Raw genomic sequence first — 21,434 nt, forward strand, 5'->3', positions numbered from 1 at the left:
CGGAAACAGTCACACATTATTGTTTTGCCACCAAAAAAGAAAGTTGTTCTGGCAATGGTCCTGTGGTAAGAAAGATTTCATAACTTCCACCGGCTTTTGCTGACCCAGCGGTATGAATCTTTACGAAAGTCTGCAAAGAGAACACATGCTTTTGGGAACCTCTTCCCTTACCAAAGGCGGGAGAAACCCTTCAAGATCTCTGAAATCAGTATTACAGGACATAATCATTTGAATATGGTTGCAACACCTCCTTCGTTACCGGATCCCGGCAAGGGTGCATTCAGACATCCTTATCAGTCTGATAATCTTTGCCTCTCCCAAAGTTTCATTCCCCTGCCGTTGCCCTGTTTTTTGACAAATACTATCTGTTCGTGGAGGGGGCGTTATCAAGCCCGTTAATACTACTATTTGTATAAAAGGAGAAGATTATGAAAAAGCTTGTACTGTTGTTTGTCGTTTTGTTTGCGGCAATGACACTGACTGCCGGTAATGCGCTGTCAGCCACGCTGGAAGAAATCCAGAAACGCGGTTCACTTCGCGTTGGCATGGAACCCGGCTACATGCCGTTTGAGCTCACCAATAAAAAAGGTGAAATCATCGGCTTTGATGCCGATATGGCTAAACGCATGGCCAAAGCCATGGGTGTTGAGCTCGAACTGATCTCTACCGCCTGGGATGGTATCATTCCCGCTCTGCTGACCAAGAAATTTGATATTATCATGTCCGGTATGACCTTGACTCAGGAGCGCAACCTCAGCATCAATTTTGCCACTCCCTATATCCTCATCGGACAGACGGTACTGCTCAATAACAAATTCGCGGACGAAGTGAAATCCTACGAAGACCTGAACGACCCCAAATACACGGTCGCTTCCAAACTGGGTACCACCGGCGAGCAGGCCACCAAAAGGATGCTTCCCAACGCTAAATACATCTCCTATGAAACCGAGCAGGAAGGTGTTATGGAAGTTGTCAACGGCAGAGTTGATGCCTTCATCTATGATATGCCTTTCAACGCGATCGCCATGGCCGAAAAAGGAGAGGGAAAACTTGTTCACCTTGACGAGCCGTTCACCAAGGAACCTCTGGCCTGGGCCATCCGCAAGGGCGATGTCGATTTCCTCAACTGGCTGAATAATTTCATGGATCAGATCAAGTACGACGGCGTCTATGACAAGATTTACCATAAGTGGTTCCAGGATGACACCTGGTTAAGAGAAATCCAATAACCGAAAAGGCAAATTATTTTGAATGCCCCACGAAAAACGTGGCTCGGGAAAATAATGCTGGCGGTCATTCTCCTTGGTCTGGCCGCCGCAACCTACGGGTCCGTTCAACGCGTAGATTATCAATGGCGCTGGTATCGAGTTCCCCAGTATTTTGTATATCAGTCCGAGGAACTTGAAAAGATGCCCTTTGACGGCACCGTGAAGGATATCAACAAAACCGACGGTTCGGCCAAAGTCATCGTGGTTTCCGAAGACGGTGAGGAACATGCTATCACGGTCAAGAATGATTCCCTGAGAGTCGGTCTGAACGAGGATCTCTGGGAAGGTGATGTTGTGGGCTTCACTACGAGCTGGCATTTCGGCCCACTCGTCTGGGGGCTGGTGACGACCTTGTGGATATCCGCCGCGGCTAGTATTTTTGCCCTTTTCCTGGGGTTATTCACCGGGCTTGCCAGGGTTTCCAGCAACTATACCCTCTCCAGTCTGGCCCTCATATATGTGGAAATCATTCGCGGCACGCCCCTTCTGGTGCAGATTTTTATCGCCTACTTTTTTATCGGAACGGTTTTCGATTTGAACAGGAATGTTGCCGGTATCGGCGCCCTGGGGCTGTTTGCCGGCGCCTATGTAGCTGAAATTGTGCGGGGAGGAATTCAGTCGATTTCCAAAGGACAGATGGAGGCGGCCCGATCGGTCGGTATGACTGTCGGTCAGGCCATGATGTATATCATCCTGCCCCAGGCCTTTAAGCGCATTTTGCCGCCGCTCTCGGGAACATTCATCAACCTCATCAAGGATTCTTCGCTGGTATCCATTATCGCCATTACCGATCTCACCAAATCCGGGCGTGAGATCATTACCTCGACATTCGCCACCTTTGAAATCTGGCTGGTCGTTGCTGCGATGTATCTCATCGTTACATCGGTTCTTTCTCAATTGGTCTACCACATGGAACGGAGGCTCGCAATCAGTGATTAAAGCCATCGATGTAGTAAAAGTGTTCACCGGCAAGGATTTTACCGTCAGAGCTGTGGATGGTGTATCGACTGAAGTGGCACCCGGGGAGGTGGTGGTTGTGATCGGTCCATCAGGATCGGGAAAATCTACTTTTCTGCGCTGTATCAATGCCTTGGATCTTTTCGACTCCGGGCATATCATCATAGATGGCGTAGATCTGGCTCATAAAAAGACCAATCTCAATAAGGTTCGCGCCGAAGTTGGCATGGTTTTTCAGCAATTCAACCTTTTTCCTCACAAGACGGTCCTTGAAAACCTTACTATTGCCCAGGTCAAGGTACGCAAAAGAAGCCTCAAGGTCGCAGAAGAGAAGGGCCGTATGCTCCTGAACAAAGTCGGTATAGCCGTCAAGGAAAAGGAGTATCCCTCACGTCTTTCCGGTGGACAGCAGCAGCGCGTCGCCATCGCCCGGGCCCTGGCCATGGATCCCAAGGTCATGCTTTTTGACGAGCCGACCTCGGCACTCGATCCGGAGATGGTCGGTGAGGTTCTCGACGTTATGAAGCAACTGGCCCGGGAGGGAATGACCATGGTGGTGGTCACCCATGAGATGGGATTTGCCCGCGAAGTCGCAGATCGTGTACTGTTCATGGATGAGGGAAAGATCGTCGAGGTCGGTACCCCGGAGCATTTCTTTACCAATCCCCGGGAAGACAGAACCAAACTGTTCCTCAAACAGGTTCTTTAGAACCTTACAGATTGCTTTTTTTGTTAGAAAATCATCTGCTTAAAGGTTCTTATACCTCTCAAGGGGTACTGTAAAGAGTCCGGCTCAGCTGGGTTAGTACCCTACTCCACAAAAGCTGTCATAAATAGCAAGAAAACGGAAAGCACCTCTAAAGCCAATAGCTTGACCTGTTGCCAAGGTACTTATTCAGCTTCGCTGGGTATAGCCCATTTGAAAAACTGCCACGCAGCTCAAGTATCACCCCTTAAGGTAAAAAAGAAAAAGGTCTCCGCAACCATAATGGTTTTGGAGACCTTTTCTTTTTCCGTTGGAGATGGAAGTCCGATCAGCCGGCCATCTTCAGACCGTTCACACCGCTGCGGGCAATGGCCTTCCTGCCCTGATACTTTCTCATAATATCACGTGGGCACTTGGTTACACATATCTCTTCACAGCCGGGGCCATAGGCGATGCAGGCCTTATGATCAATCCTGACGATATTATCGAGGTAACTTACCGCATCTGCAGGACATGCCTTGACACACATCTTGCAGCCGATGCAGCCGACCTCACAAACCTTCTTGACGTTTTTGCCAAGATCCTTGGTTGAACAGGGTACATAAACACGAGCCCGCAGGGTCTGCAGCTCAATGATGGCTTTGGGGCACGTCTTTACACAAATACCGCAGCTCACGCATTTATCCGGGTTGACCACAGGGAAATTCTCCACCATATCAATAGCATCGAAGGGACAGGCTTCGGCGCATTCGCCCAAGCCGATGCAGGCATACTGGCAGGCGGACGGTCCACCGAAACTGAGATTGGCAGCCGTACATGAAGCAAAACCAAAATATTCATGCTTATGGCTTACCCGCCCCTCCTCCCTGGAGCAGCGCACCAAGGCTATCTGATCTTCAACAGCGGTCATCTTCTTGCCGGTGAGATCTGCCACAACATTGGCAACCTTTTCCTTTCCCGGAAAACAAAGATTAGGGGGTACATCGGGGTCGTTGACAACCGCGATGGCATATCCCTCACACCCTGGATAGCCGCAACCTCCGCATTGGGCAAGGGGAAGTGACTCTAATACCTCTTCGATGAGGGGGTTGGTCTCAACGGCGAACTTATGGGCAGCTATTGCCAGCCCTATCCCGAAAAACAAACCGATACAGCCAAGAAGGGCTATGCCTCCCAATGCCAATTTAATTAATGCCGGATCCATAATATACTCTCAAAACGTAGAAATAATTCTATTGTTAAAAAATCTTCAGCCCGGAAAACCCGAGAAACGCCATGGCAAACTGCCCGGCTACAATAAATGCAATTGGCAAACCTTTAAACGTCGGCGGTATTTTGGCAAGCATCAATCGTTCACTGACGGAACTCATAAGATACAGAGCGAGGAGAAATCCGCCGCCGGCGCCAAGCGACAGCATAAAGGTTTCCAGAAAATTATATTCGTTGCTTGCCATAATAAGCGGCACGGCAATGACGACACAGTTGGCAATAACAAGAACAAGGAAGACTCCGAAAGAATTAAAAAGTATCGGGTTAACCTTTCTCAAGATGGTATCGATGGCCTGCACCGTCAGGGAGGTCAGACCGATAAACACCACAATCTGCAGGAAGGTGAGATTGAAGGGTTTAAGCACATGCTGATAAAGAATCCAGCTCATCACCCCCGAGGCCACCATTACCAGTGTAAAAACAACCCCCATGCCCTTGGCCGTGGTTTTTCTCTTCGATGTGCCGAAGAAAACACAAAGGCCGAGATATTTAGTGAAAACAAAGTTATTAATCAGCAGAGCCCCGAGAAGGACGGAGAAAAGATACCCTATATAGGATTTGGCAACACCGAAGGTCTCATCAGCCGTGCCGTTGATTCCCCTGATGGAAACAATATGAGTCTCGGTGGTATTGAGGGGCTCCTGAAAAAACAGGGAAACACTGCGATTATCGTCCGCCACCTCAACACGCTCCAGTTCCAGTCGTATATCCGGATCGTTTTGCTCGTATATGGTGTAGTTATCATGGTTTTCGATTGTTTCCGGCTCTACCGGTGCGCTAAACTCCACGATAATCTCGTTTTCCGCACCAAAGCTTTTATCACTTATAATTTCAGCCGCCCAGGCAGCAGAAGGCAGCAGGAAAAGCAGAAGAGCAGCAATCAATGTTCGTTTTAATGCTGTTCCGTTCATCATTTTAGCCCCTTGGATCGTTTATATGCAATTTCAATATAGTTAAAAAAGGCCATCATCAGACCGACGACGAAGAAACCCGCGCTTGGCAGTATGAAAAAAAGCAGCGGTTTGAAGCCAAGGACATCATATCCCAATACGGCGCCGGAGCCCAGCAGTTCGCGCACAAAACCGATTGTTACCATACCGACCAGAAAACCAAGCCCCATGCCTAATCCGTCCCAGAAAGAGGCGCTGACTTTCTCCTTGCAGGCAAACATTTCCAGCCTCATGGTGATGATGGCAAAAGCCACGATGATTTTGACGAAGATTCCCATTTTGGCATAGGCCTCGGGGAGCGCCGCCGCCAGAGTGAGATCAATAACGGTGACCCAGGTAGCGATGGTGAGGGTATAGGTCGGAATCCTGATACGAGGATGAATGACATCCTTGAAAAGCGAAATGGTGACACTGGAAAATACCTGGACGAACAATACCGCCAGGCCCAGCATGAAGCCATTCATCACGGTTGTGGAAATACCAACCGCCGGACACATTGACAGCGCCAGTTTAAATATCGGGTTTTCAGCGAGAATGCCGTTAGCAACGAGCTGAAAATTTGATTTATCATTAGCCACGATACGATCCTCTCTTTGTGGTTAAAAAGAAACTGATATATTCTGGGTATCTACGACAGAGTCCAGTATGTTTATGCGATAGGCGAATTTTCTTACCATGGCCTTTATGCCGTCAGTCACGGCAACCGTGGAAATGGTGGCACCGGTAAGTGCATAGATATCCTGACCGCGGTACTTCTCCATCACCTGGGCGATATCTTCAGGAGGCAGATCCATTTCCAGTGCTTCCATGTAGTCGGTTGGAATAGGGGCCTTGACCACATCGAGCCCTTTTATGACTTCATAGGGTTTACCCTTGAACTGGTTCTTGAAAAACGGCTGTTCGATTTCAGCGCCGAGTCCCGGGTCTTCCTCATGTTCGAGGACCTCAAAACCGATGAGGGTAAAATCCGTTCTCAGTGCCAGCATAACGGCGATATGGGTTTTAAATCCGGGAAACTTGCCGCTGAGAAGATATGCCGCTCTTTCACCGTCATCGGTTATGGTCTGAAATTTCTCAGCCAGGCGAAAATCTTTTCCAGGGCCGATCGCCGAGGCAATGGCGCTGTCCCGCTCTTTATCTTCACGTACCTTTTCGCGGTCGATGTCTACATCGCTTTGAGCTGCAAGATTACCATTAAGATCGATTTCCAGGAAGACGAAGGGGCTGGAGGCCTGTTCGCCGCCCGGCAAAAGGTAACCGATAGACTGTTCTCCCCCCCGGGAAACCACATACCGGTAGATGGTATTCATCTCAACGGATTCGGGAACTTCATCCTGGAATCCCAGCAGCGAGAAAGCTACACGCTCTTCCTTAAGATGCTCGTTGTGTATTTTGGCTTCATTTGTGAAAACGAAGGTAACTCCCATTACCGTCGCTGCCAGAATGCAGGACAGCGTCAAACGGAAGACTATGGTGAGCATTTCTTTCATTTCTCACCTCCCTGCGGCAGAGCAAATCGTTTTTGTTTAAACCAGCCGTCCAGCACCGTGGACAGGGGATTCATGAGAAGGATGGCATAACAGATCCCTTCGGGGTATCCGCCTTTCAATCTGATAAGCACGGTCAAAGCGCCGATACCGACACCGAAGACAATCTGCGATATCTTGTTTGAAGGACTGGTGACATAATCGGTGGCCATAAAGAAGGCACCGAGAAGGGCACCGCCTGAAAGTACGGCCAGCAGAGGATCGCCGGCAAAGTATCCTTCTCCCCCGAAAATCCAGGTCAGTACGGCTATGGAGCCCAGCAGGGAAACAGGAATATGCCAGGTTATATATCTTTTATAGAGCAGGAAAAGTCCGCCAAGCAGCATCAGGAAACCTGAGGTCTCCCCGATGGAGCCAGGTCTCCAGCCCAGGAAAAAGCTGGTATAGAGACTTGCACCTTCACCGAATCGTTCGTTGAAAGCCGCCATACCCTGCTCTTTCATTACCGCCAGCGGCGTCGCCGTGGAGACGGCGTCTATGGAAACGCCGAGATAGGAGAAAATGGCTCCGGGTTCGATCGGCGGCAACCAGGCCGAGGTCATGGCTACGGGAAAAGAGGCCAACAGAAATGCTCGTCCCAGCAGTGCCGGATTAAAGAAGTTGTACCCCAGCCCTCCAAGGATGTGCTTGCCGATATAGATTGCGAATATGGCGGCAAGAACCGGCAGAAAAGCGGAGACACCAGGAGGTATGACAAAGGCTATAAGCATGCCGGTAAGGGCTGCGCTGCCATCCCTGACGGTCACCTTTCTCCCCAGGGCTTTCTGGCTCACAGCTTCAACCGCCATGCAACTGGCCACTGAGACAGCGGTGATGAATAACACCTGAATACCAAAGACAAATACCGAGAGGATCAGCGGCGGTACCAGACAGCCCACCACAGTCCACATGATTTTTTCAACCGACTCATCGCTCTTGATATGCGGGGAAATGGAAACTTTCCATAACCCCTGCTGAGCAGATGGCAGGTTACCTTGCTGTTCGATCACGTTTCACCTTCCTACCTTAAAGACAGTCCCTTAAAAATTTATCTGCAAAATTCGCATATCGGCCTGGTAACACCCTGCAATGGAGCAGCCGACTTTTCCTATTTCCTTTTGGCCTTCATCTTTGCCAGTCGGACAAATTGCACCAGAGGTCGCTTGGCCGGGCAGACATAGGCACACGATCCGCATTCAAAACATTCGAACACTCCGAATCGCTCCGTTTCTTCCGCATGATTTGCCTCGACAAAAAGACCGATTTCTTTGGGTTCCAGCCCCATCGGACAGGCCTCGAGACACCAACCGCAGCGGATACATTGAGAATGTGGAGCTGTATCTATTTCATCCTCGGAGAGAAAAAGTACTGAAGAGGTCGTCTTGGTGATGGGAATGTCGAGGCTTGAAACGGCAAAACCCATCATCGGGCCGCCCAGGACGATCTTTTTCAGCTCTGGCTTAATACCGCCCAGATAATCGACTATGTCGGAGATCCTGGTTCCCATCTTAACCAACAGATTAGCCGGTCGCTGTATCCCTTTACCGGAAACTGTTATTACTTTCTCATAAAGCGGTTTTTCCAGAACAACGGCGTCATAGATTGCTTTGGCGGTGGAGACATTTTGCACAACAACCCCTACTGCCGAGGGCAAGGCGTATCCTGGAACCTTGCGGCCGGTTACTGCCTGTATAAGCTGCTTTTCAGATCCCTGGGGATATTTGACCTGCAGCGCTCTTACCTCAATCTTGAAATCGCTTTCAGCGGTATTTGCGGCAGTCTCACTCAGAGCCTGAAAGGCATTAGGTTTGTTGCTTTCGACGCCTATCAGGCAGTTGCTGATACCCAGGATACGCAAAATGACCTTACATCCCTCGATGATTTCAGCACTATGTTCAACCATCTGTCTGTGATCCGCCGTAATATAGGGCTCACACTCCGCCGCGTTGACCACCAGAGTATCCACCGGACTATTGCTGGGAGGAGAGAGCTTGACATGCGTCGGAAAGCCCGCCCCACCGATGCCGATGACCCCGGCATCCTTGAGCTTTCCCAGCAGTTCTTTGGGGTCGATATCGCGCCATTCCTTTTTTTCATAGTGAAGCGGGGCAGCTTCGGGATTCACGGTGATGGTGATTGATGGGGCATTGAGTTTCAGCGGATGAACTGAAGATGAAATAGCCTTGATCTTGCCCGCTGCCGGTGAATGCAGGGGCACGCCCAAGCCCTTGACAACATCGCCGATAACAGCGCCCTCTCCAACCTCCGCCTTTTTTTCGACGGTGGGTTTACAGGGAGCACCGATATGCTGGCTCAGAATGATTTCCAGCTCGGCTGGAACAGGCATGACCTCGATCTTCTTAGCCGCGGTCAGCTCCTTTGATTCCGGTGGATGTATTCCACCCTTTGGAAATGTCAATAATGTGGTCATAGTACGAACATTGCTCAGTAAATAATAAGCACATCCTGCCCTTTTGCCGGATGCGCCCGAGGGCACAGGTTCAACTCAACTTTCCCGAATCGATCTGCAATTTTATAATTTTTTCAAACATTTCTGTCCTGCCTGGAATGGTTGAGCGGAACAGGGATAGCAGTTACTCAATACCAGCAAAATTTTTCATAAACTGAATTCTCTGCAGTCCAGATGAATCATTGTCATCCTGGTAGCTTAGCATTCCACGAAAGTCATTGATGGTATTGAAGGTTTTTCGATCCATCCACTCTTCGAGTCCCTTCAGGATTTCGGTAATATGCGGCGCACCGTTAGTATAAATGCTCGACACAACCTGAACGGCCTTTGCCCCAGCCAGCAGCTGCTTGATAAGCCCTGCACTGTCGTGCACCCCGGTGGAAGCGGCAAAATCCTGCCCGACCCTGTTGGACAGCAAGGCTATCCAGCGAAGAGGCGTAGCCAGTTCTTCAGGGGTTGAAAAGACAGGAGCTGAGCGAACTGTGAGATTTTCAATATCAAAATCGGGTCGATAGTAGCGGTTGAAAAGCACAAACCCGGCCACCTTGCCAGTCCAGCTGAGGCGTGCAACCAAATTCGCCAGCGAAGAGGAATATCTGCTCATTTTCAAGGCGATGGGGATAGAAATTAGTGCTGCCACCTTCTCGAGGACATCAAAATAGACCTTTTCGTACTCCACGCTTCTCTTGTGCGACTGACTGGGCAACAGGGAGATATTGATCTCCAATGCATCGGCCCCGGCGTTCTCCACCGATTTGGCGAAGGATACCCATTCACTGTCGGAGACACAGTTTATTGAAGCAATGATGGGAATTTGAGTTTTCTGTTTGGCCCCGCTGAGAAGATCCAGATAAGCTGAAACAGCGTTGTCTCTGGTATATCCCTTCACATAATCAAAGGCTTCAGGATAGTCGGTGTTATAGCTTTCAATATTCTGATGGAGTTCCGCCAGAATCTGTTCTTCAAAAAGCGATTTCAAGACAATTGCGCCGGCATTGTTATCGGCCAGTTCGCTAATTTTATCAACGGAACCGGTAAGCCCACAACTACCTACGATAAGAGGATTTTTCAAACGCAATCCGAGATAATTCGTTGACAGATCTTTCATATCTTCTCTTCAAGTATAGTATTAGCAGGCGATAAGTACGCCGGGTTAAATACAGACCACCACAATAGCCATCAGAAACTTGTGCGATTTGTGCTCAATGTGCCAAAGAAACAACAACAAAAGCAAATTTGTAAGCTGGCATTTTTACCAAAAAACATCCCCCAAGACAAGTTTTTTCGCATACCAATAGCTTACAAGTTATTCACATATTTGAAATGACTCATCAAATATTTTTAATTTGGATTTTTTTCTTTGATAATCTCTACTTGTTCAAAGAGAGACTAGAGAATGCTGCATAGCTCTTTTTGCACAGAAAAGTTGGTCACAGCTTGACTTCCTATAGACTCAGCAGGCTAAACGGTTGTTGAGCCGGCAATATAGTAGCGGAAAACGACAACTTCAATACAAAACGTCAAGCCTCGCCGCATTTCTGTTGGCCTGCTGGCCATTGGAAGCGATCCTTTCGTCCTGATCGGAGAACCCTTAGAAAAGATTAAGATCAACGGCCGATTTCTTATTTCTTTTTCCATTTTCCTTGATATTGTATTTGCGTATTCACCATTATCACAATCGGGAGCCTGAAGGGATCTTCAATGAAATTATCACATTATTTTAAAGGATAATCTCATAAAATGTCGGCGCGTACTCTCAGGTGGCCAGAGAAAAAGACCGATACAGCTCCTAGGAGTGCGTCGGAGAATTGCAATTTTTCCTCAGATTAAGACGTTTTTAGGAAATCAAGCACAGCCATATACTTATTATCGGAGTCTTCGCTTACCTGCGAGCATTGATTTTCTAAAGACCAGCTGCGCGGGCGATCGTTTTTCTTGAAGTCGGTGTTTATGCCCGTACGGGTGCTTATCGCGACGCCATCAAAAAAAAGGAGTTATTGGTGTTTAAATCCAGCATCCCGAATGACAATGCCATAAGACATATATTCGAAATTCTCAGCACCCCCGTCCTCAAGCTGATAATCGGAGCCATCCTCATCAGCTTTTCCGGAGTATGGGTCAAAATCGCCGATGTCTCGCCCGATTCATCTGCATTCTATCGGGTGTTTCTCGGATTTCTCTTTCTCCTCATCTTTGCAGGGCGGGCCAGAGAAAAAATTCTCACCGACAAATCCCAATTTCTCCTGGGGGTGGTATGCGGAGTATTATTTGCCGCCGACCTGATCTGCTGGCACCGCTCGATCATCCTGATCGGCCCAGGTCTGGCAACCATTCTCGGAAATTTCCAGGTCTTCGTCCTCGCAGCAGTCGGTATTTTTTTTCTCAAAGAGAGATATAGTAAAATCTTGCTCCTTTCTATCCCTCTGGCTGTGACAGGACTCTTTCTGATCGTCGGTTTCGGCTGGACCGACATGACCGGCAGTTACCGGTTGGGCATCAATTTCGGACTGGCTACGGCCTTCTTCTATTCCGCATATATACTCACGCTCAAAAAATTCTCCGCCCGATGCTCCGGGACATTTCTGCCGATGCTGCTGGTTTCCCTCAGCACTGCAGTCGTGCTTTGCATATATATTCTTTCCATTGGTGATACCTTCGCCATTCCTGATCTGAAATCACTGTTTAGCCTTGTTGGCCTTGGCTTTTTCAGTCAATGTCTGGGGTGGCTGCTTATTGCAACTTCACTGCCTCACACCAATAGCTCCGGCGCAGGACTGATCCTGCTTCTCCAGCCTGCCCTGGCATTTTGCTGGGACGTTCTTATTTTTTCCAGGCCCACAGACCCGCTTAACTGGTTCGGCGTTTTCATCACACTGTTTGCCATTTATCTCGGTCTCTCCTCCAGAAGGGAGCAACTATAAGTCTTTACCATTGGCTGCGATTGCTATATATTAATGACGCTCATAAAAATTCCCCTGCCTGTTTTTGGCAGGCCTGAGAAAGGATTATCAAATCATCATCAATGAGGTTTGTAAAATGAAGGTCCTTCATTACAGCGAAGCATCAAGCCGATCTTTTGACAGCGAAATTGTCAAGAATGTTACCGGCCGCGTGGTAATAGGCAAGGATGACGGCGCCCCGAATTTCTGTATGCGCGCTTTCACCATCGGCGCCGACGGTTTTACACCGCGCCATGCCCACGAATGGGAACATGAAATATTTATCCATTCAGGGAAAGGGCAGGTTTTTCAAAAAGGCCAGTGGACCGATGTGGAGGCGGGAACAGCAGTTTTCATTCCCGGCCATGAGGAGCATCAGCTGCGCAACCGGGGAAATGAGGATTTTACTTTTATTTGTTTGATACCCAGAGATGTCCCGGAACTATAATCGGACAGGAATTTTCTTATGCTTAAACGTTTCTCCATTTCCCTTGAAGGCAATCTGCTGGATTCTTTTGACAGCTACATAAAAGCACAGAGTTATGATAATCGATCGGAAGCTATCCGCGACCTTATCCGCAAGGCTCTGATCAGACAGGAATGGTTGAGCGATAGTAATGTTATGGGGGTGATAACCCTTGTATACGATCATCATCAGCATCAATTGCAGGAGAAGGTGACTGAAGTGCAGCATGACCGTCATCACCTGATTGTCTCCACCACGCATGTACACATGGATCACCATAACTGTCTTGAAGTTATCGTCGTCCGCGGCAAGGCCCAGGAGGTCCAGGAGCTCTCGGACAGGCTTACCGCTCTCCGCGGCGTCCGGGACGGTAATCTGGCCATGAGCAGCACCGGAAAAGGTCTGCACTGATTTCGCCATCCATCTTGCTGAGAAATACCTCGGATTCGCCGGTGTTCAATCCGGCAGGGGTTTTTCACCCTGCCGACCCCGCCTCCATCTCCACAAAAAGAGAGAAGGTTTACTTCTTCAGCAGCGCCTTTTTAAGATCCGAGGTGACAGGCTCTTCCCCCAGCCAGATGGAGAGGAGCGCGTCATTAAACCCTTTTCCTTCTATGACCCCCTTGATATTCTCCTTTATCTTCACCTGGGTCCCACTGCCAGGAATATAATCGAAAACAATGACATCATCGGCGGTCATGTCCTCATCGAACATGGCATTGAATGCCTCAATTTCTGCCCGTAACGAATCAAGAGTAGCCGCATCGTTGTTGGCGGCAAAGCCTTCATTCCAACTTTCCACGATCTTATCCCTGCCCACCTCGTCATAGAGGAAATGCATTACTATGCGCTTTGCCCCATCATCAGCAATAACCCGTGAGGCATCTGCGGCAGGAGTCTCCAGATAGAGCTCGGCAATATACACTTTAACGAAGAATTTCTTCCGAATTCCAGCGCCATTGAGCTGCAGTGTCGTACCACCACTGTTGACCACACTTTCCTCAACCTCAACACCGGCAATATCCTTTGCCCATAGAGGGTTGACGAAAAACAGAAGGGTGAAAACAATTAACAGTGTACGCATCACTTTACCTCCTCAAAATTTTATGTTAACCACAGATGATGATCCTGAAAAAAAAATCATCGAAGTTGCCGAACATGGCCCCGGCGATAAGCGCAGATTCGAGAAAATATAATATTACCAAAAAGCAGCCATCCGAAATGCCACAGATGAGCTTTTACGAGTCCTCATACATAAGGTGGCCATAAGAACTGCAAGTATTATCGTACATTGGCCCGGACCTAAAGTTACCTTAACGTAAAGAGCAAGACAACACCATCTTTTTCTGATGAGACAATGACAGATACACTCGATAGAATAATAACCGCATCCGGCAATATCTTCGGTCTTGCCTGCGATACCACGATTCTTGTCAATGAAGCCCGGCGGAGGCATGATCTTGGTCCTACGGCAGCCGCCGCCCTCGGCCGGGCTCTCAGCGGTGCCGTCCTGCTTGCTGGCCTGCTCAAGGACGACCAGAACGTACAAGTGATTTTTGAGGGGAATGGTCCTCTGGGCAAGGTCAGCGCCCAGGCCGGAAGCTCCGGGTGGTGCAGGGGGTACGTCTCTTCCCCCAGAGCCGACGTTCCACTCAAAAACGGTCTGATAGATGTTGCGGGCGGTATCGGCCGGGCCGGTTTTTTACGGGTCATCAAAGACATCGGCCTCAAGGAAAAATATACCGGACTGGTCCGCCTCTACACCAGTGAAATCGGCGAGGATATTGCTTATTATCTGACCGAATCGGAGCAGACCCCTTCAGCTATCTCCGTGGGAGTCCATCTTCAGGCAGACGGAACAATTACTGCAGCCGGGGGTTATCTCATCCAGTCTCTTCCTCCTGCCGATGAAAAAATGCTCAGAGAACTTGACAACAAGATACAAACCCACAGTTCGGTTACCTCGCTTATCTCCTCCGGCCATAACCCTGCAGCCATTCTTTCCCTGTTATTTGAAGGAACTCCACACAAACACACAGGCAGCACCCCCCTGGCCTTCAGGTGTTACTGCTCGAAAGAGAAGATGGAGGATATTCTCGACACCCTGAGCAATGATGATATTGAATACCTTCTCGAGCAGAATGACGGCGTAGAGGTCAAGTGCGATTACTGCAACACCGCTTATAATTTTCCACGGGAGTATCTGCAGACGCTGGCCGCAAGAAAAAATCTCCACTAGAAGTAGATGACTGAACCGTCAACTGACTTTCCTTTAGGTAGTTTCTCAGCAACGAACTTCTCGAATTATTCTAGATTCACCGACAAAAGCCCCAGTCGCGAAGGTTTTAGTCAATATACACGAAAAAAGATATCTTTTAAAAGGGGTAGTCACTCTGTGATAACCCTGTACTGCTATACTCCGAAAAACAACAGAAGGAGGCGCAGTATGAAAATGGAAAGCAGTTCTGTAAAAAACCCCAGTATTTTTAAAACAGCTCCCCGAAATAACCGGAGAGAAGAAGCCGGCAGAAATACATTATTGCTCTTCAGGGATAAGTTTCCGGGACGTTATCAGACGGTAGTGCACACTATATTGAGCAACCTGTGTGTAGTGATCTTCACCGCCGCACTGTTCCTGAGCGGCTCCTATCTCTTTTTCACTCAGCTGGCGGAATACGGCTGGTAGGATGCGAATTTTACCAGAGCCGGCAGCCGCAAATGTGGCTGCCGGCTCTGGAATTACTCTTTTTCCTTCCAATCGGGACGAAGGTGCAGCTCGGTAAGCTGCTTCCTGGATACCGCTGCCGGAGCGTCGGTCAGCGGACAGGTTGCTTTTTGGGTCTTGGGAAAGGCAATGACATTACGGATCGAGCTGCTGCCGGTAATGATCATCAGCAGCCGGTCGAGTCCGAAGGCGATACCGCCATGAGGCGGGGCACCCAGCTCAAGGGATTTCAGGAGAAAGCCGAATTTCTGCTGCGCTTCTTCCTCGGAAATTCCCAAAGCGAGCAGCACCTTGGACTGCACATCCTTTTGATGGATACGAATGGAGCCGCCGCCTATTTCGGTACCGTTCAAGACAAGATCATAGGCCCGGCTATATACTTTCCCGGGGTCTGAATCGAGCAGCTCCAGCTGATCATGGCGCGGTGCGGTGAAGGGATGATGCAGTGCCTGAAAGCGCTTTTCCTTTTCGTCATACTCAACCAGCGGGAAGTCAGTCACCCAGACGAAATCAAAGGTGTTTTCCTTGACCAGACCCAACCTTCGGGCAAGCTCAACTCTGAGTTCGCCAAGAGATTGAAATACCACGGAGGATTTATCGGCTCCAAAGAAGAGAAGATCGCCCTCGACTGCCTCCAGGGCTGTATTGACTAAGCTCCGCTCCTCATCGGTAAAAAATTTGGCTATCGGCGACTGCCACTCGCCCCCCGCCTTCATTTTTACCCAGGCAAGACCCCTGGCGCCGAACTGGAGGACGTATTCGGTGAGGACGTCGAGGTCCTTTCGGGAAAATACCGCACACCCCCTGGCGTTAATCGCCCTGACCGTCCCCCCGCCGTCGGCCACATCACGAAATACCTTGAAACCGCATCCTGCGGCGATTCCGGTAAGATCGGTGAGTTCAAGGCCAAAGCGCATGTCGGGACGATCGGTGCCAAACCGATCCATGGACTCGTCATAGCTGATTCTCTTGAAGGGCGGGGCTACATCCAAACCGAGGGTCTTGTCGAAAAGAGCCTCGATCATGCCCTCAGTGGTCTTTATCACCTGCTCTTCGTCGACAAAGGACATTTCCATATCGATCTGGGTAAATTCCGGCTGCCTGTCCGCCCGGAGATCTTCATCCCTGAAGCACTTCACAATCTGATAATAACGATCCATTCCGGCCATCATCAACAACTGTTTGAACAGCTGAGGCGACTGCGGCAGGGCATAGAATCTGCCGGCATTCACCCGGCTCGGCACCAGATAGTCTCTTGCCCCCTCGGGGGTGGAGCGGGTCAGCATCGGCGTCTCGATATCGAGAAAATCATGATCGTTGAGATATGCCCGGATGGCCTGCACCGCCTTGTGACGCATTACCAGATTGGCACTCATTTCCGGTCTGCGCAGGTCAAGATAACGGTATTGCAGGCGCAGATTATCGGAGACATCGCTCTCCTCGTCCAGTGGAAACGGAGGTGTTTCGCTGGTATTGAGAATTCTCAGCTCACTGACCAGAACCTCAATTTCCCCGGTGGCAAGCTTGGGATTTGCCATATCACCCGGCCGCGCCTCGACCCTGCCCTTAACGGCAAGCACCCATTCACTGCGCAGTTGATGCGCCTTGGCATGTACCTCAGGGTTTACTTCAGGATTGAAGACCACCTGGGTTATGCCGCGACGATCGCGCAGATCGATAAAGATTACGCCACCATGATCCCGCCTGCGCAGCACCCAGCCCATCAGAATGACTTCTTCACCAACATTTTCCTTACCGAGCACATTACAATAATGTGTGCGGCGCAACGTTCCCATTGATTCCATAGTATTTGCTTTTTCAAAAAAATTAGTAGCTTCTTCAGTCGGACCTTAGCGGGCAGAGATACCCGGCTTCTGGTTTGAGCTGCTGAACAGCTACGAAAAATATCCACTAACCACTGCAGAGCACATCAGCGAAGCGGCAGCAGGCTTGAGACCACCGCCTCGATCTCTTCATCCCGCAATTCGACGCTCATCTGTTCCCGGGTCTTCATATTGCGCAGCAGAGCCGCACGATTATCCACCTCTTCATCACCAATCAGCAGAACAAAGGATGCCTTGGATCTGTCTGCCTGTTTCATTTGGCTTTTCAGGCTGCGACCTTCATGATCCATGGCAACGCTCAGTCCCCGCTTGCGCAACTGGTGAGTAAGGGTATAGGCAAATTCTCCCCCCTGTTCTCCCAGCCCCGCAACAAAAAGATCCAGAGGAACCTCCCCATCAAGCTCGCCCTTCTGCTGAAGGAGCAGGACAAGCCTCTCCAGGCCCATGGCAAAACCTATCCCCGGAGTCTTCGGACCACCCAGCTGCTCTACCAGACCATCATATCTGCCGCCGGCACAGACCGCAGCCTGGGCGCCGAGATCGGTGGTAAGAAACTCAAAGGTGGTCCTGCAATAGTAATCAAGACCGCGCACCATAAACTTATTAAGAGAATAACCGATTCCAAGTTGTTCCAAGGAATTTCGAACCACGCTGAAATGATCGGAGCATACCTCACAAAGATGTTCGAGAATGGACGGAGCATCCTCAACCAGCTCTCTGCAGTGTACATTTTTGCAGTCGAGCACCCGCAGCGGATTGGTATCTACCCTGCGCCGGCAGTCATCGCAGAGTTCATCGTGTTTCGATTGGAGAAAAGCAAGGAGCTCCCGACGAAAAGCGGGCCGGCATTCCGGACATCCCAGAGAGTTAAGCTCCAGGCTGACATTGACGCCTAATTCTTCGAAAAACAATGCCGCCAAAGCCATCATCTCGGCATCTATGCGGCCGTTCTCGGAGCCGAGAACCTCGACACTGATCTGGTGGAATTGTCTCAATCGTCCCTTCTGAGGCCGCTCATGCCGAAACATGGGACCTATGGTAAAAAGACGCTGCACCGGTTTTTTTACATAGAGGCCGTGCTGGATATAGGCACGCACCAAAGAAGCGGTAGCCTCTGGCCTCATAGTTATCTGCTTATCGACAAAGGTGTACATCTCTTTCTCGACGATATCCGTAGCCTCGCCGATGGACCTTGCGAACAATTCCGTCTTCTCCAAAACCGGCAGTCGTATCTCCGCAAAATTGAAAAGCTGCAGAATTGAGCGGGCCTGGCTCTCGACGGTTCTCCACAGGGCAACCTCTTCCGGCAGTATATCCTTGAAGCCATTGAGGGCTTTGATTTTCAAAATGTACCTCCACTACTCTAGCAAAATCATAAAAGACATTTGTCAAAGATTATAGAATAAAAAGCAAATACCGGAAAATGTCAAGCAATCCAGCGAAGGCACTGTAACAAATGATATTTTCATTGTTTTTTCTGTTACTTATCTTTTCCATATCACGCCCCCCTATTTACCGGAAAAGAGAAATTGTCGCCTCTGGTGGAGGTTGCGGATCATCCATTCTTTCGTCTCTGAAAACTTTTCTGCACTCTTTCCCCGATTATTCCATGTGAAAATGATTACTGTCATAGTATGAGTTAGCTTGACAAATTCTATCAAGAAAGGCAATATCGGGATCTATTATTAAGTACGTACAAAGGAGTTTTTACGAATATATGAAGTTACCTTCACTGAAAATTGCAAATCTGACAGCCCCAATTCCACTGATTCAGGGCGGTATGTCCATCCGCGTCTCCACTTCCGCGCTGGCCGTGCCTGTGGCCAACTGCGGCGGTATCGGCATTATCGGCGGATCGGGTATTCCCAAAGCCGAACTGCAGGAAGATATTCTCAAGGCAAAATCCCAGACCAACGGGGTTGTCGGCGTCAATATCATGTATGCCATGAAAAATTTTTACGAGCTGGTGATGACATCCATTGATGCCGGCGTGGACATGATCGTCACCGGAGCCGGCTTCTCCCGCGATATTTTCAAAATTGGCGAGAAAAATAATGTGCCTGTCATAATGATCGTCTCCTCCGCCAAACTGGCTAAACTGGCGGAGCGGTTGGGGGCTTCAGCCATTGTTGCAGAGGCCAAGGAAGCAGGCGGACATCTCGGCACCAGCCTCTCACTCCGGGAAATATTTCCCTCGATACGGGATGCGGTCAAAAATATCCCCCTGATCGCCGCCGGCGGAATAACCAACGGTTACGAGATGGCTGAGATGATGGATAAATATGGAGCCGATGGTGTACAGATCGCCTCCAGGTTTGTTCTCAGCAAAGAATGTGATGTCTCGGACAATTACAAACAGGCTTATCTCAACGCCCGGAAGGAAGACATTGTCCTGACCACATCACCCGTGGGATTGCCCGGGCGCGCCATCAACACTCCTTTCGTCAAATCGCTGGCGAATGGAGATGATCTCAGTACCAAAAAATGTGGCTCACTCTGTTTGAAAAAATGCGACCATCATTATTGCATCAACGAGCGGCTTAACATGTCCAAAGAGGGGAATATTGAGGAAGGCCTCGTCTTCTCAGGAGAAAACACCTATAAGATGAAATCAATATTGACGGTCTCCGAGATTTTTGAAAAATTTATCCGGGAAGCTGAATCCGTCTATAAGGAAGGAAGAGGCTTTTCTCCTGCCGTTTGATCATCAATTGCCTCCAGCCATCAATGACCGGCATGCCATCAGAACATCCTGACGCCTCACAGCCCCTGGTAATATCGGAACATAACCACCCCATCCGGCGAAACATGCTCGATGGGGATGCCATATTCGTGATGCGCAAGCTCAACAAGGAAGGCTTTTCCAGCTATCTTGTCGGCGGCGGCGTACGCGATCTTTATCTGGGCAAGAAGCCCAAGGACTTTGACATAAGCACCAATGCCAAGCCCGGACAGATTCGTAAGATCTTTCCCCACAGCTCGACAATCGGCAGGCGCTTCAGGCTGGTTCAGGTATTCTTCAAGTCGGGCAATCTCATTGAAATCTCGACTCTCAGGTCGCTGAGCGAGCATGATCTTGACGGCCCCGAAGCGGTCCTGGCACCCAACAACACCTACGGCAATCTACCCGAAGATGCCCAGCGTCGTGATCTCTCAATAAATTCGCTCTTCTATGAACTGGAGAGTCATACCATAATCGACTATGTCGGGGGAGTCCGTGATCTGGATAATTCCATAATACGCATGGTCGGCCAGCCGGATAAACGCATCAATCGCGATCCGGTGCGAATGATGCGCGCCATCCGCCACAGCGCCCGGACCGGTTTTTCCATTGAAGATGAAACCTGGCAGTCGATCTGTAGAAATCATCAAAAAATCACCCTTTGCCCAACCTCTCGAATTCGCGACGAGCTCTTCAAGGATCTTTATGGCGGCTCAGCCGCCGGCTGGTTCGAACTAGCCGCTGATTCCTCCATTTTTACTGCAATTTTTCCTTTCTACCGCAATATTCTGACCACCTCACCACCCTCTCAGCCATCTTGCAGACATCAACTCGGGGCTCTACTGGAAATCCTTGATTCCATTAATCTGAAAGCCTCCACAGGAGAGTGCAGACAACTGCCGAAATTTTTTATCCTTGCCCTGCTTCTACTGCCCTGGGCAGAAATAACCTTCGGTCTCTCCAGGCTGAAACTCAAAGGCCCGGCCGTTTTTCAGCTCTCCAAAAAATTACGAAGCGAGATCGATACCCTTCTCGGTACCCAGCTGAATTTACGGCGATCAATTCGTCAGGAAATGGTAATCCTGCTCAGCAATCTTCCACAGTTTGTGCGATTTGTGCAAAGCAACTCCTGGCCCAAGTGGCTCACCAAAAAAAGCTACTTCGCCAACTGCCTGCTTTTCGCACATATTCGCCAACAGGCGATTTCCGGCACAGAAAGAGAGGACAACCTCTCCAGTATGATCAACGGGGTATCGCACCACGAACCACCCCAACCCGAAAGAACACAGTTTAGCCGAAAAAAAACGCGACCCGCATTTTCTCCCAATAAGAAAGGCGGGGTTTTTGGCTTCCGAAAGTAGCCTCCTTGACAACTCTCATAGTGAGATCTACCTTATATCGTGTTTTTTTCCTCTTCGACACCTCCTCCCATGGGCTAGCTACTCACAAATCAAATCATCAGCATATATCCTACCGTAACAATTAGACATAATTGTACCATAAATATATTCTACTTTTTTTCGCAATATTATTTATACCACCAATCCGCGAATTCATTTGACTTTTTTTCTTTATTAGATCAAAAAACTAGG

General features: G+C 49.4%; 20 protein-coding genes. 10 read left to right on the forward strand and 10 right to left on the reverse strand.

Annotated features, from left to right (window positions below; all coding sequences use genetic code 11):
• The first annotated feature begins 428 nt into the window (after nucleotides 1–428).
• Genes JWG88_RS19050 through JWG88_RS19060 form a run of 3 tightly spaced genes read left to right on the forward strand, consistent with a single transcriptional unit; the run spans nucleotide 429 to nucleotide 2,934 of the window.
• Nucleotides 429–1,229: a transporter substrate-binding domain-containing protein gene (locus tag JWG88_RS19050; protein WP_205235386.1), complete on the forward strand. Its 801-nt coding sequence runs from the start codon at nucleotides 429–431 to the stop codon at nucleotides 1,227–1,229.
• 15 nt (nucleotides 1,230–1,244) lie between these two features.
• On the forward strand, nucleotides 1,245–2,207 hold the full coding sequence (locus tag JWG88_RS19055) for an amino acid ABC transporter permease (protein WP_371927115.1): 963 nt from the start codon (nucleotides 1,245–1,247) through the stop codon (nucleotides 2,205–2,207).
• Nucleotides 2,200–2,934 carry an ATP-binding cassette domain-containing protein gene (locus JWG88_RS19060; RefSeq protein ID WP_205235388.1) on the forward strand — a complete coding sequence of 245 codons (735 nt, stop codon included), beginning with the start codon at nucleotides 2,200–2,202 and terminating at the stop codon, nucleotides 2,932–2,934. The genes JWG88_RS19055 and JWG88_RS19060 overlap by 8 nt, the downstream gene beginning before the upstream one ends.
• Before the next feature lie 325 nt (nucleotides 2,935–3,259).
• On the opposite strand, the gene rnfB is transcribed toward JWG88_RS19060, so the two are convergent.
• The 7 genes from rnfB to JWG88_RS19095 all read right to left on the reverse strand — a co-directional run bounded on the left by rnfB (nucleotide 3,260) and on the right by JWG88_RS19095 (nucleotide 10,254).
• Nucleotides 3,260–4,135 (reverse strand): RnfABCDGE type electron transport complex subunit B, encoded by an 876-nt coding sequence (gene rnfB / locus JWG88_RS19065; RefSeq protein ID WP_205235389.1) that lies wholly within the window; start codon nucleotides 4,133–4,135, stop codon nucleotides 3,260–3,262.
• 34 nt (nucleotides 4,136–4,169) lie between these two features.
• On the reverse strand, nucleotides 4,170–5,114 hold the full coding sequence (locus tag JWG88_RS19070) for an electron transport complex protein RnfA (RefSeq protein WP_240194615.1): 945 nt from the start codon (nucleotides 5,112–5,114) through the stop codon (nucleotides 4,170–4,172).
• Complete coding sequence (gene rsxE / locus JWG88_RS19075; RefSeq protein ID WP_205235390.1) at nucleotides 5,111–5,728, reverse strand: electron transport complex subunit RsxE; 618 nt, start codon at nucleotides 5,726–5,728, stop codon at nucleotides 5,111–5,113. Before rsxE ends, JWG88_RS19070 begins: the two co-directional genes overlap by 4 nt.
• 21 nt (nucleotides 5,729–5,749) lie before the next feature.
• A complete protein-coding gene (locus JWG88_RS19080; RefSeq protein ID WP_205235391.1) occupies nucleotides 5,750–6,640 on the reverse strand; it encodes an FMN-binding protein in 891 nt (296 codons plus the stop codon).
• Entirely contained in the window at nucleotides 6,637–7,686 is a 1,050-nt protein-coding gene (locus JWG88_RS19085; protein ID WP_337833143.1) for an RnfABCDGE type electron transport complex subunit D, read from the reverse strand. Before JWG88_RS19085 ends, JWG88_RS19080 begins: the two co-directional genes overlap by 4 nt.
• Nucleotides 7,687–7,784: 98 nt before the next feature.
• Nucleotides 7,785–9,107: an electron transport complex subunit RsxC gene (rsxC, locus tag JWG88_RS19090; RefSeq protein ID WP_205235392.1), complete on the reverse strand. Its 1,323-nt coding sequence runs from the start codon at nucleotides 9,105–9,107 to the stop codon at nucleotides 7,785–7,787.
• A 163-nt stretch (nucleotides 9,108–9,270) separates the two neighbouring features.
• Nucleotides 9,271–10,254 carry a dihydroorotate dehydrogenase-like protein gene (locus JWG88_RS19095; protein WP_205235393.1) on the reverse strand — a complete coding sequence of 328 codons (984 nt, stop codon included), beginning with the start codon at nucleotides 10,252–10,254 and terminating at the stop codon, nucleotides 9,271–9,273.
• Between the two features lie 892 nt (nucleotides 10,255–11,146).
• Here JWG88_RS19095 and JWG88_RS19100 point away from each other — a divergent pair.
• From JWG88_RS19100 to nikR, 3 genes are all read left to right on the forward strand, one after another.
• Nucleotides 11,147–12,067 (forward strand): DMT family transporter, encoded by a 921-nt coding sequence (locus JWG88_RS19100; RefSeq protein ID WP_337833144.1) that lies wholly within the window; start codon nucleotides 11,147–11,149, stop codon nucleotides 12,065–12,067.
• A 115-nt stretch (nucleotides 12,068–12,182) separates the two neighbouring features.
• The gene (locus JWG88_RS19105) at nucleotides 12,183–12,533 is read left to right on the forward strand and encodes a cupin domain-containing protein (protein WP_205235394.1); all 351 of its coding nucleotides are present in this window, start codon (nucleotides 12,183–12,185) and stop codon (nucleotides 12,531–12,533) included.
• Nucleotides 12,534–12,551: 18 nt separating this feature from the next.
• The gene (gene nikR, locus JWG88_RS19110; RefSeq protein ID WP_205235395.1) at nucleotides 12,552–12,962 is read left to right on the forward strand and encodes a nickel-responsive transcriptional regulator NikR; all 411 of its coding nucleotides are present in this window, start codon (nucleotides 12,552–12,554) and stop codon (nucleotides 12,960–12,962) included.
• A 109-nt stretch (nucleotides 12,963–13,071) separates the two neighbouring features.
• On the opposite strand, the gene JWG88_RS19115 is transcribed toward nikR, so the two are convergent.
• Nucleotides 13,072–13,635 (reverse strand): chalcone isomerase family protein, encoded by a 564-nt coding sequence (locus tag JWG88_RS19115; RefSeq protein WP_205235396.1) that lies wholly within the window; start codon nucleotides 13,633–13,635, stop codon nucleotides 13,072–13,074.
• A gap of 273 nt (nucleotides 13,636–13,908) precedes the next feature.
• On the opposite strand from JWG88_RS19115, the gene hslO reads away from it, so the two are divergent.
• Nucleotides 13,909–14,790 (forward strand): Hsp33 family molecular chaperone HslO, encoded by an 882-nt coding sequence (gene hslO / locus JWG88_RS19120; RefSeq protein ID WP_205235397.1) that lies wholly within the window; start codon nucleotides 13,909–13,911, stop codon nucleotides 14,788–14,790.
• A gap of 207 nt (nucleotides 14,791–14,997) precedes the next feature.
• Entirely contained in the window at nucleotides 14,998–15,237 is a 240-nt protein-coding gene (locus JWG88_RS19125; RefSeq protein ID WP_205235398.1) for a hypothetical protein, read from the forward strand.
• A 53-nt stretch (nucleotides 15,238–15,290) separates the two neighbouring features.
• Here JWG88_RS19125 and aspS read toward each other — a convergent pair whose 3' ends face one another.
• On the reverse strand, nucleotides 15,291–17,081 hold the full coding sequence (aspS, locus tag JWG88_RS19130) for an aspartate--tRNA ligase (RefSeq protein ID WP_205235399.1): 1,791 nt from the start codon (nucleotides 17,079–17,081) through the stop codon (nucleotides 15,291–15,293).
• Between the two features lie 125 nt (nucleotides 17,082–17,206).
• Nucleotides 17,207–18,466, reverse strand: a complete 1,260-nt coding sequence (gene hisS / locus JWG88_RS19135) for a histidine--tRNA ligase (protein ID WP_205235400.1) — start codon at nucleotides 18,464–18,466, stop codon at nucleotides 17,207–17,209.
• A 371-nt stretch (nucleotides 18,467–18,837) separates the two neighbouring features.
• Here hisS and JWG88_RS19140 point away from each other — a divergent pair, with 371 nt between their 5' ends.
• Together JWG88_RS19140 and JWG88_RS19145 are read left to right on the forward strand one after the other, a co-directional pair.
• Nucleotides 18,838–19,824 (forward strand): NAD(P)H-dependent flavin oxidoreductase, encoded by a 987-nt coding sequence (locus tag JWG88_RS19140; RefSeq protein ID WP_205235401.1) that lies wholly within the window; start codon nucleotides 18,838–18,840, stop codon nucleotides 19,822–19,824.
• Nucleotides 19,825–19,847: 23 nt separating this feature from the next.
• Complete coding sequence (locus JWG88_RS19145) at nucleotides 19,848–21,203, forward strand: tRNA nucleotidyltransferase/poly(A) polymerase-related protein (protein ID WP_240194616.1); 1,356 nt, start codon at nucleotides 19,848–19,850, stop codon at nucleotides 21,201–21,203.
• Nucleotides 21,204–21,434 lie beyond the last annotated feature (231 nt).

Origin of the sequence: Desulfopila inferna (genome assembly GCF_016919005.1) — a bacterium.
Taxonomy (GTDB): domain Bacteria; phylum Desulfobacterota; class Desulfobulbia; order Desulfobulbales; family Desulfocapsaceae; genus Desulfopila_A; species Desulfopila_A inferna.

Coding starts and splice junctions, on each gene's coding strand:
- JWG88_RS19050 (WP_205235386.1), top strand. CDS start 429: ATGAAAAAGCTTGTACTGTTGTTTGTCGTTTTGTTTGCGGCAATGACA.
- rnfB (WP_205235389.1), bottom strand. CDS start 4,135: ATGGATCCGGCATTAATTAAATTGGCATTGGGAGGCATAGCCCTTCTT.
- JWG88_RS19070 (WP_240194615.1), bottom strand. CDS start 5,114: ATGATGAACGGAACAGCATTAAAACGAACATTGATTGCTGCTCTTCTG.
- JWG88_RS19080 (WP_205235391.1), bottom strand. CDS start 6,640: ATGAAAGAAATGCTCACCATAGTCTTCCGTTTGACGCTGTCCTGCATT.
- rsxC (WP_205235392.1), bottom strand. CDS start 9,107: ATGACCACATTATTGACATTTCCAAAGGGTGGAATACATCCACCGGAA.
- JWG88_RS19095 (WP_205235393.1), bottom strand. CDS start 10,254: ATGAAAGATCTGTCAACGAATTATCTCGGATTGCGTTTGAAAAATCCT.
- JWG88_RS19105 (WP_205235394.1), top strand. CDS start 12,183: ATGAAGGTCCTTCATTACAGCGAAGCATCAAGCCGATCTTTTGACAGC.
- nikR (WP_205235395.1), top strand. CDS start 12,552: ATGCTTAAACGTTTCTCCATTTCCCTTGAAGGCAATCTGCTGGATTCT.
- JWG88_RS19115 (WP_205235396.1), bottom strand. CDS start 13,635: ATGCGTACACTGTTAATTGTTTTCACCCTTCTGTTTTTCGTCAACCCT.
- hslO (WP_205235397.1), top strand. CDS start 13,909: ATGACAGATACACTCGATAGAATAATAACCGCATCCGGCAATATCTTC.
- JWG88_RS19125 (WP_205235398.1), top strand. CDS start 14,998: ATGAAAATGGAAAGCAGTTCTGTAAAAAACCCCAGTATTTTTAAAACA.
- aspS (WP_205235399.1), bottom strand. CDS start 17,081: ATGGAATCAATGGGAACGTTGCGCCGCACACATTATTGTAATGTGCTC.
- JWG88_RS19140 (WP_205235401.1), top strand. CDS start 18,838: ATGAAGTTACCTTCACTGAAAATTGCAAATCTGACAGCCCCAATTCCA.
- JWG88_RS19145 (WP_240194616.1), top strand. CDS start 19,848: ATGACCGGCATGCCATCAGAACATCCTGACGCCTCACAGCCCCTGGTA.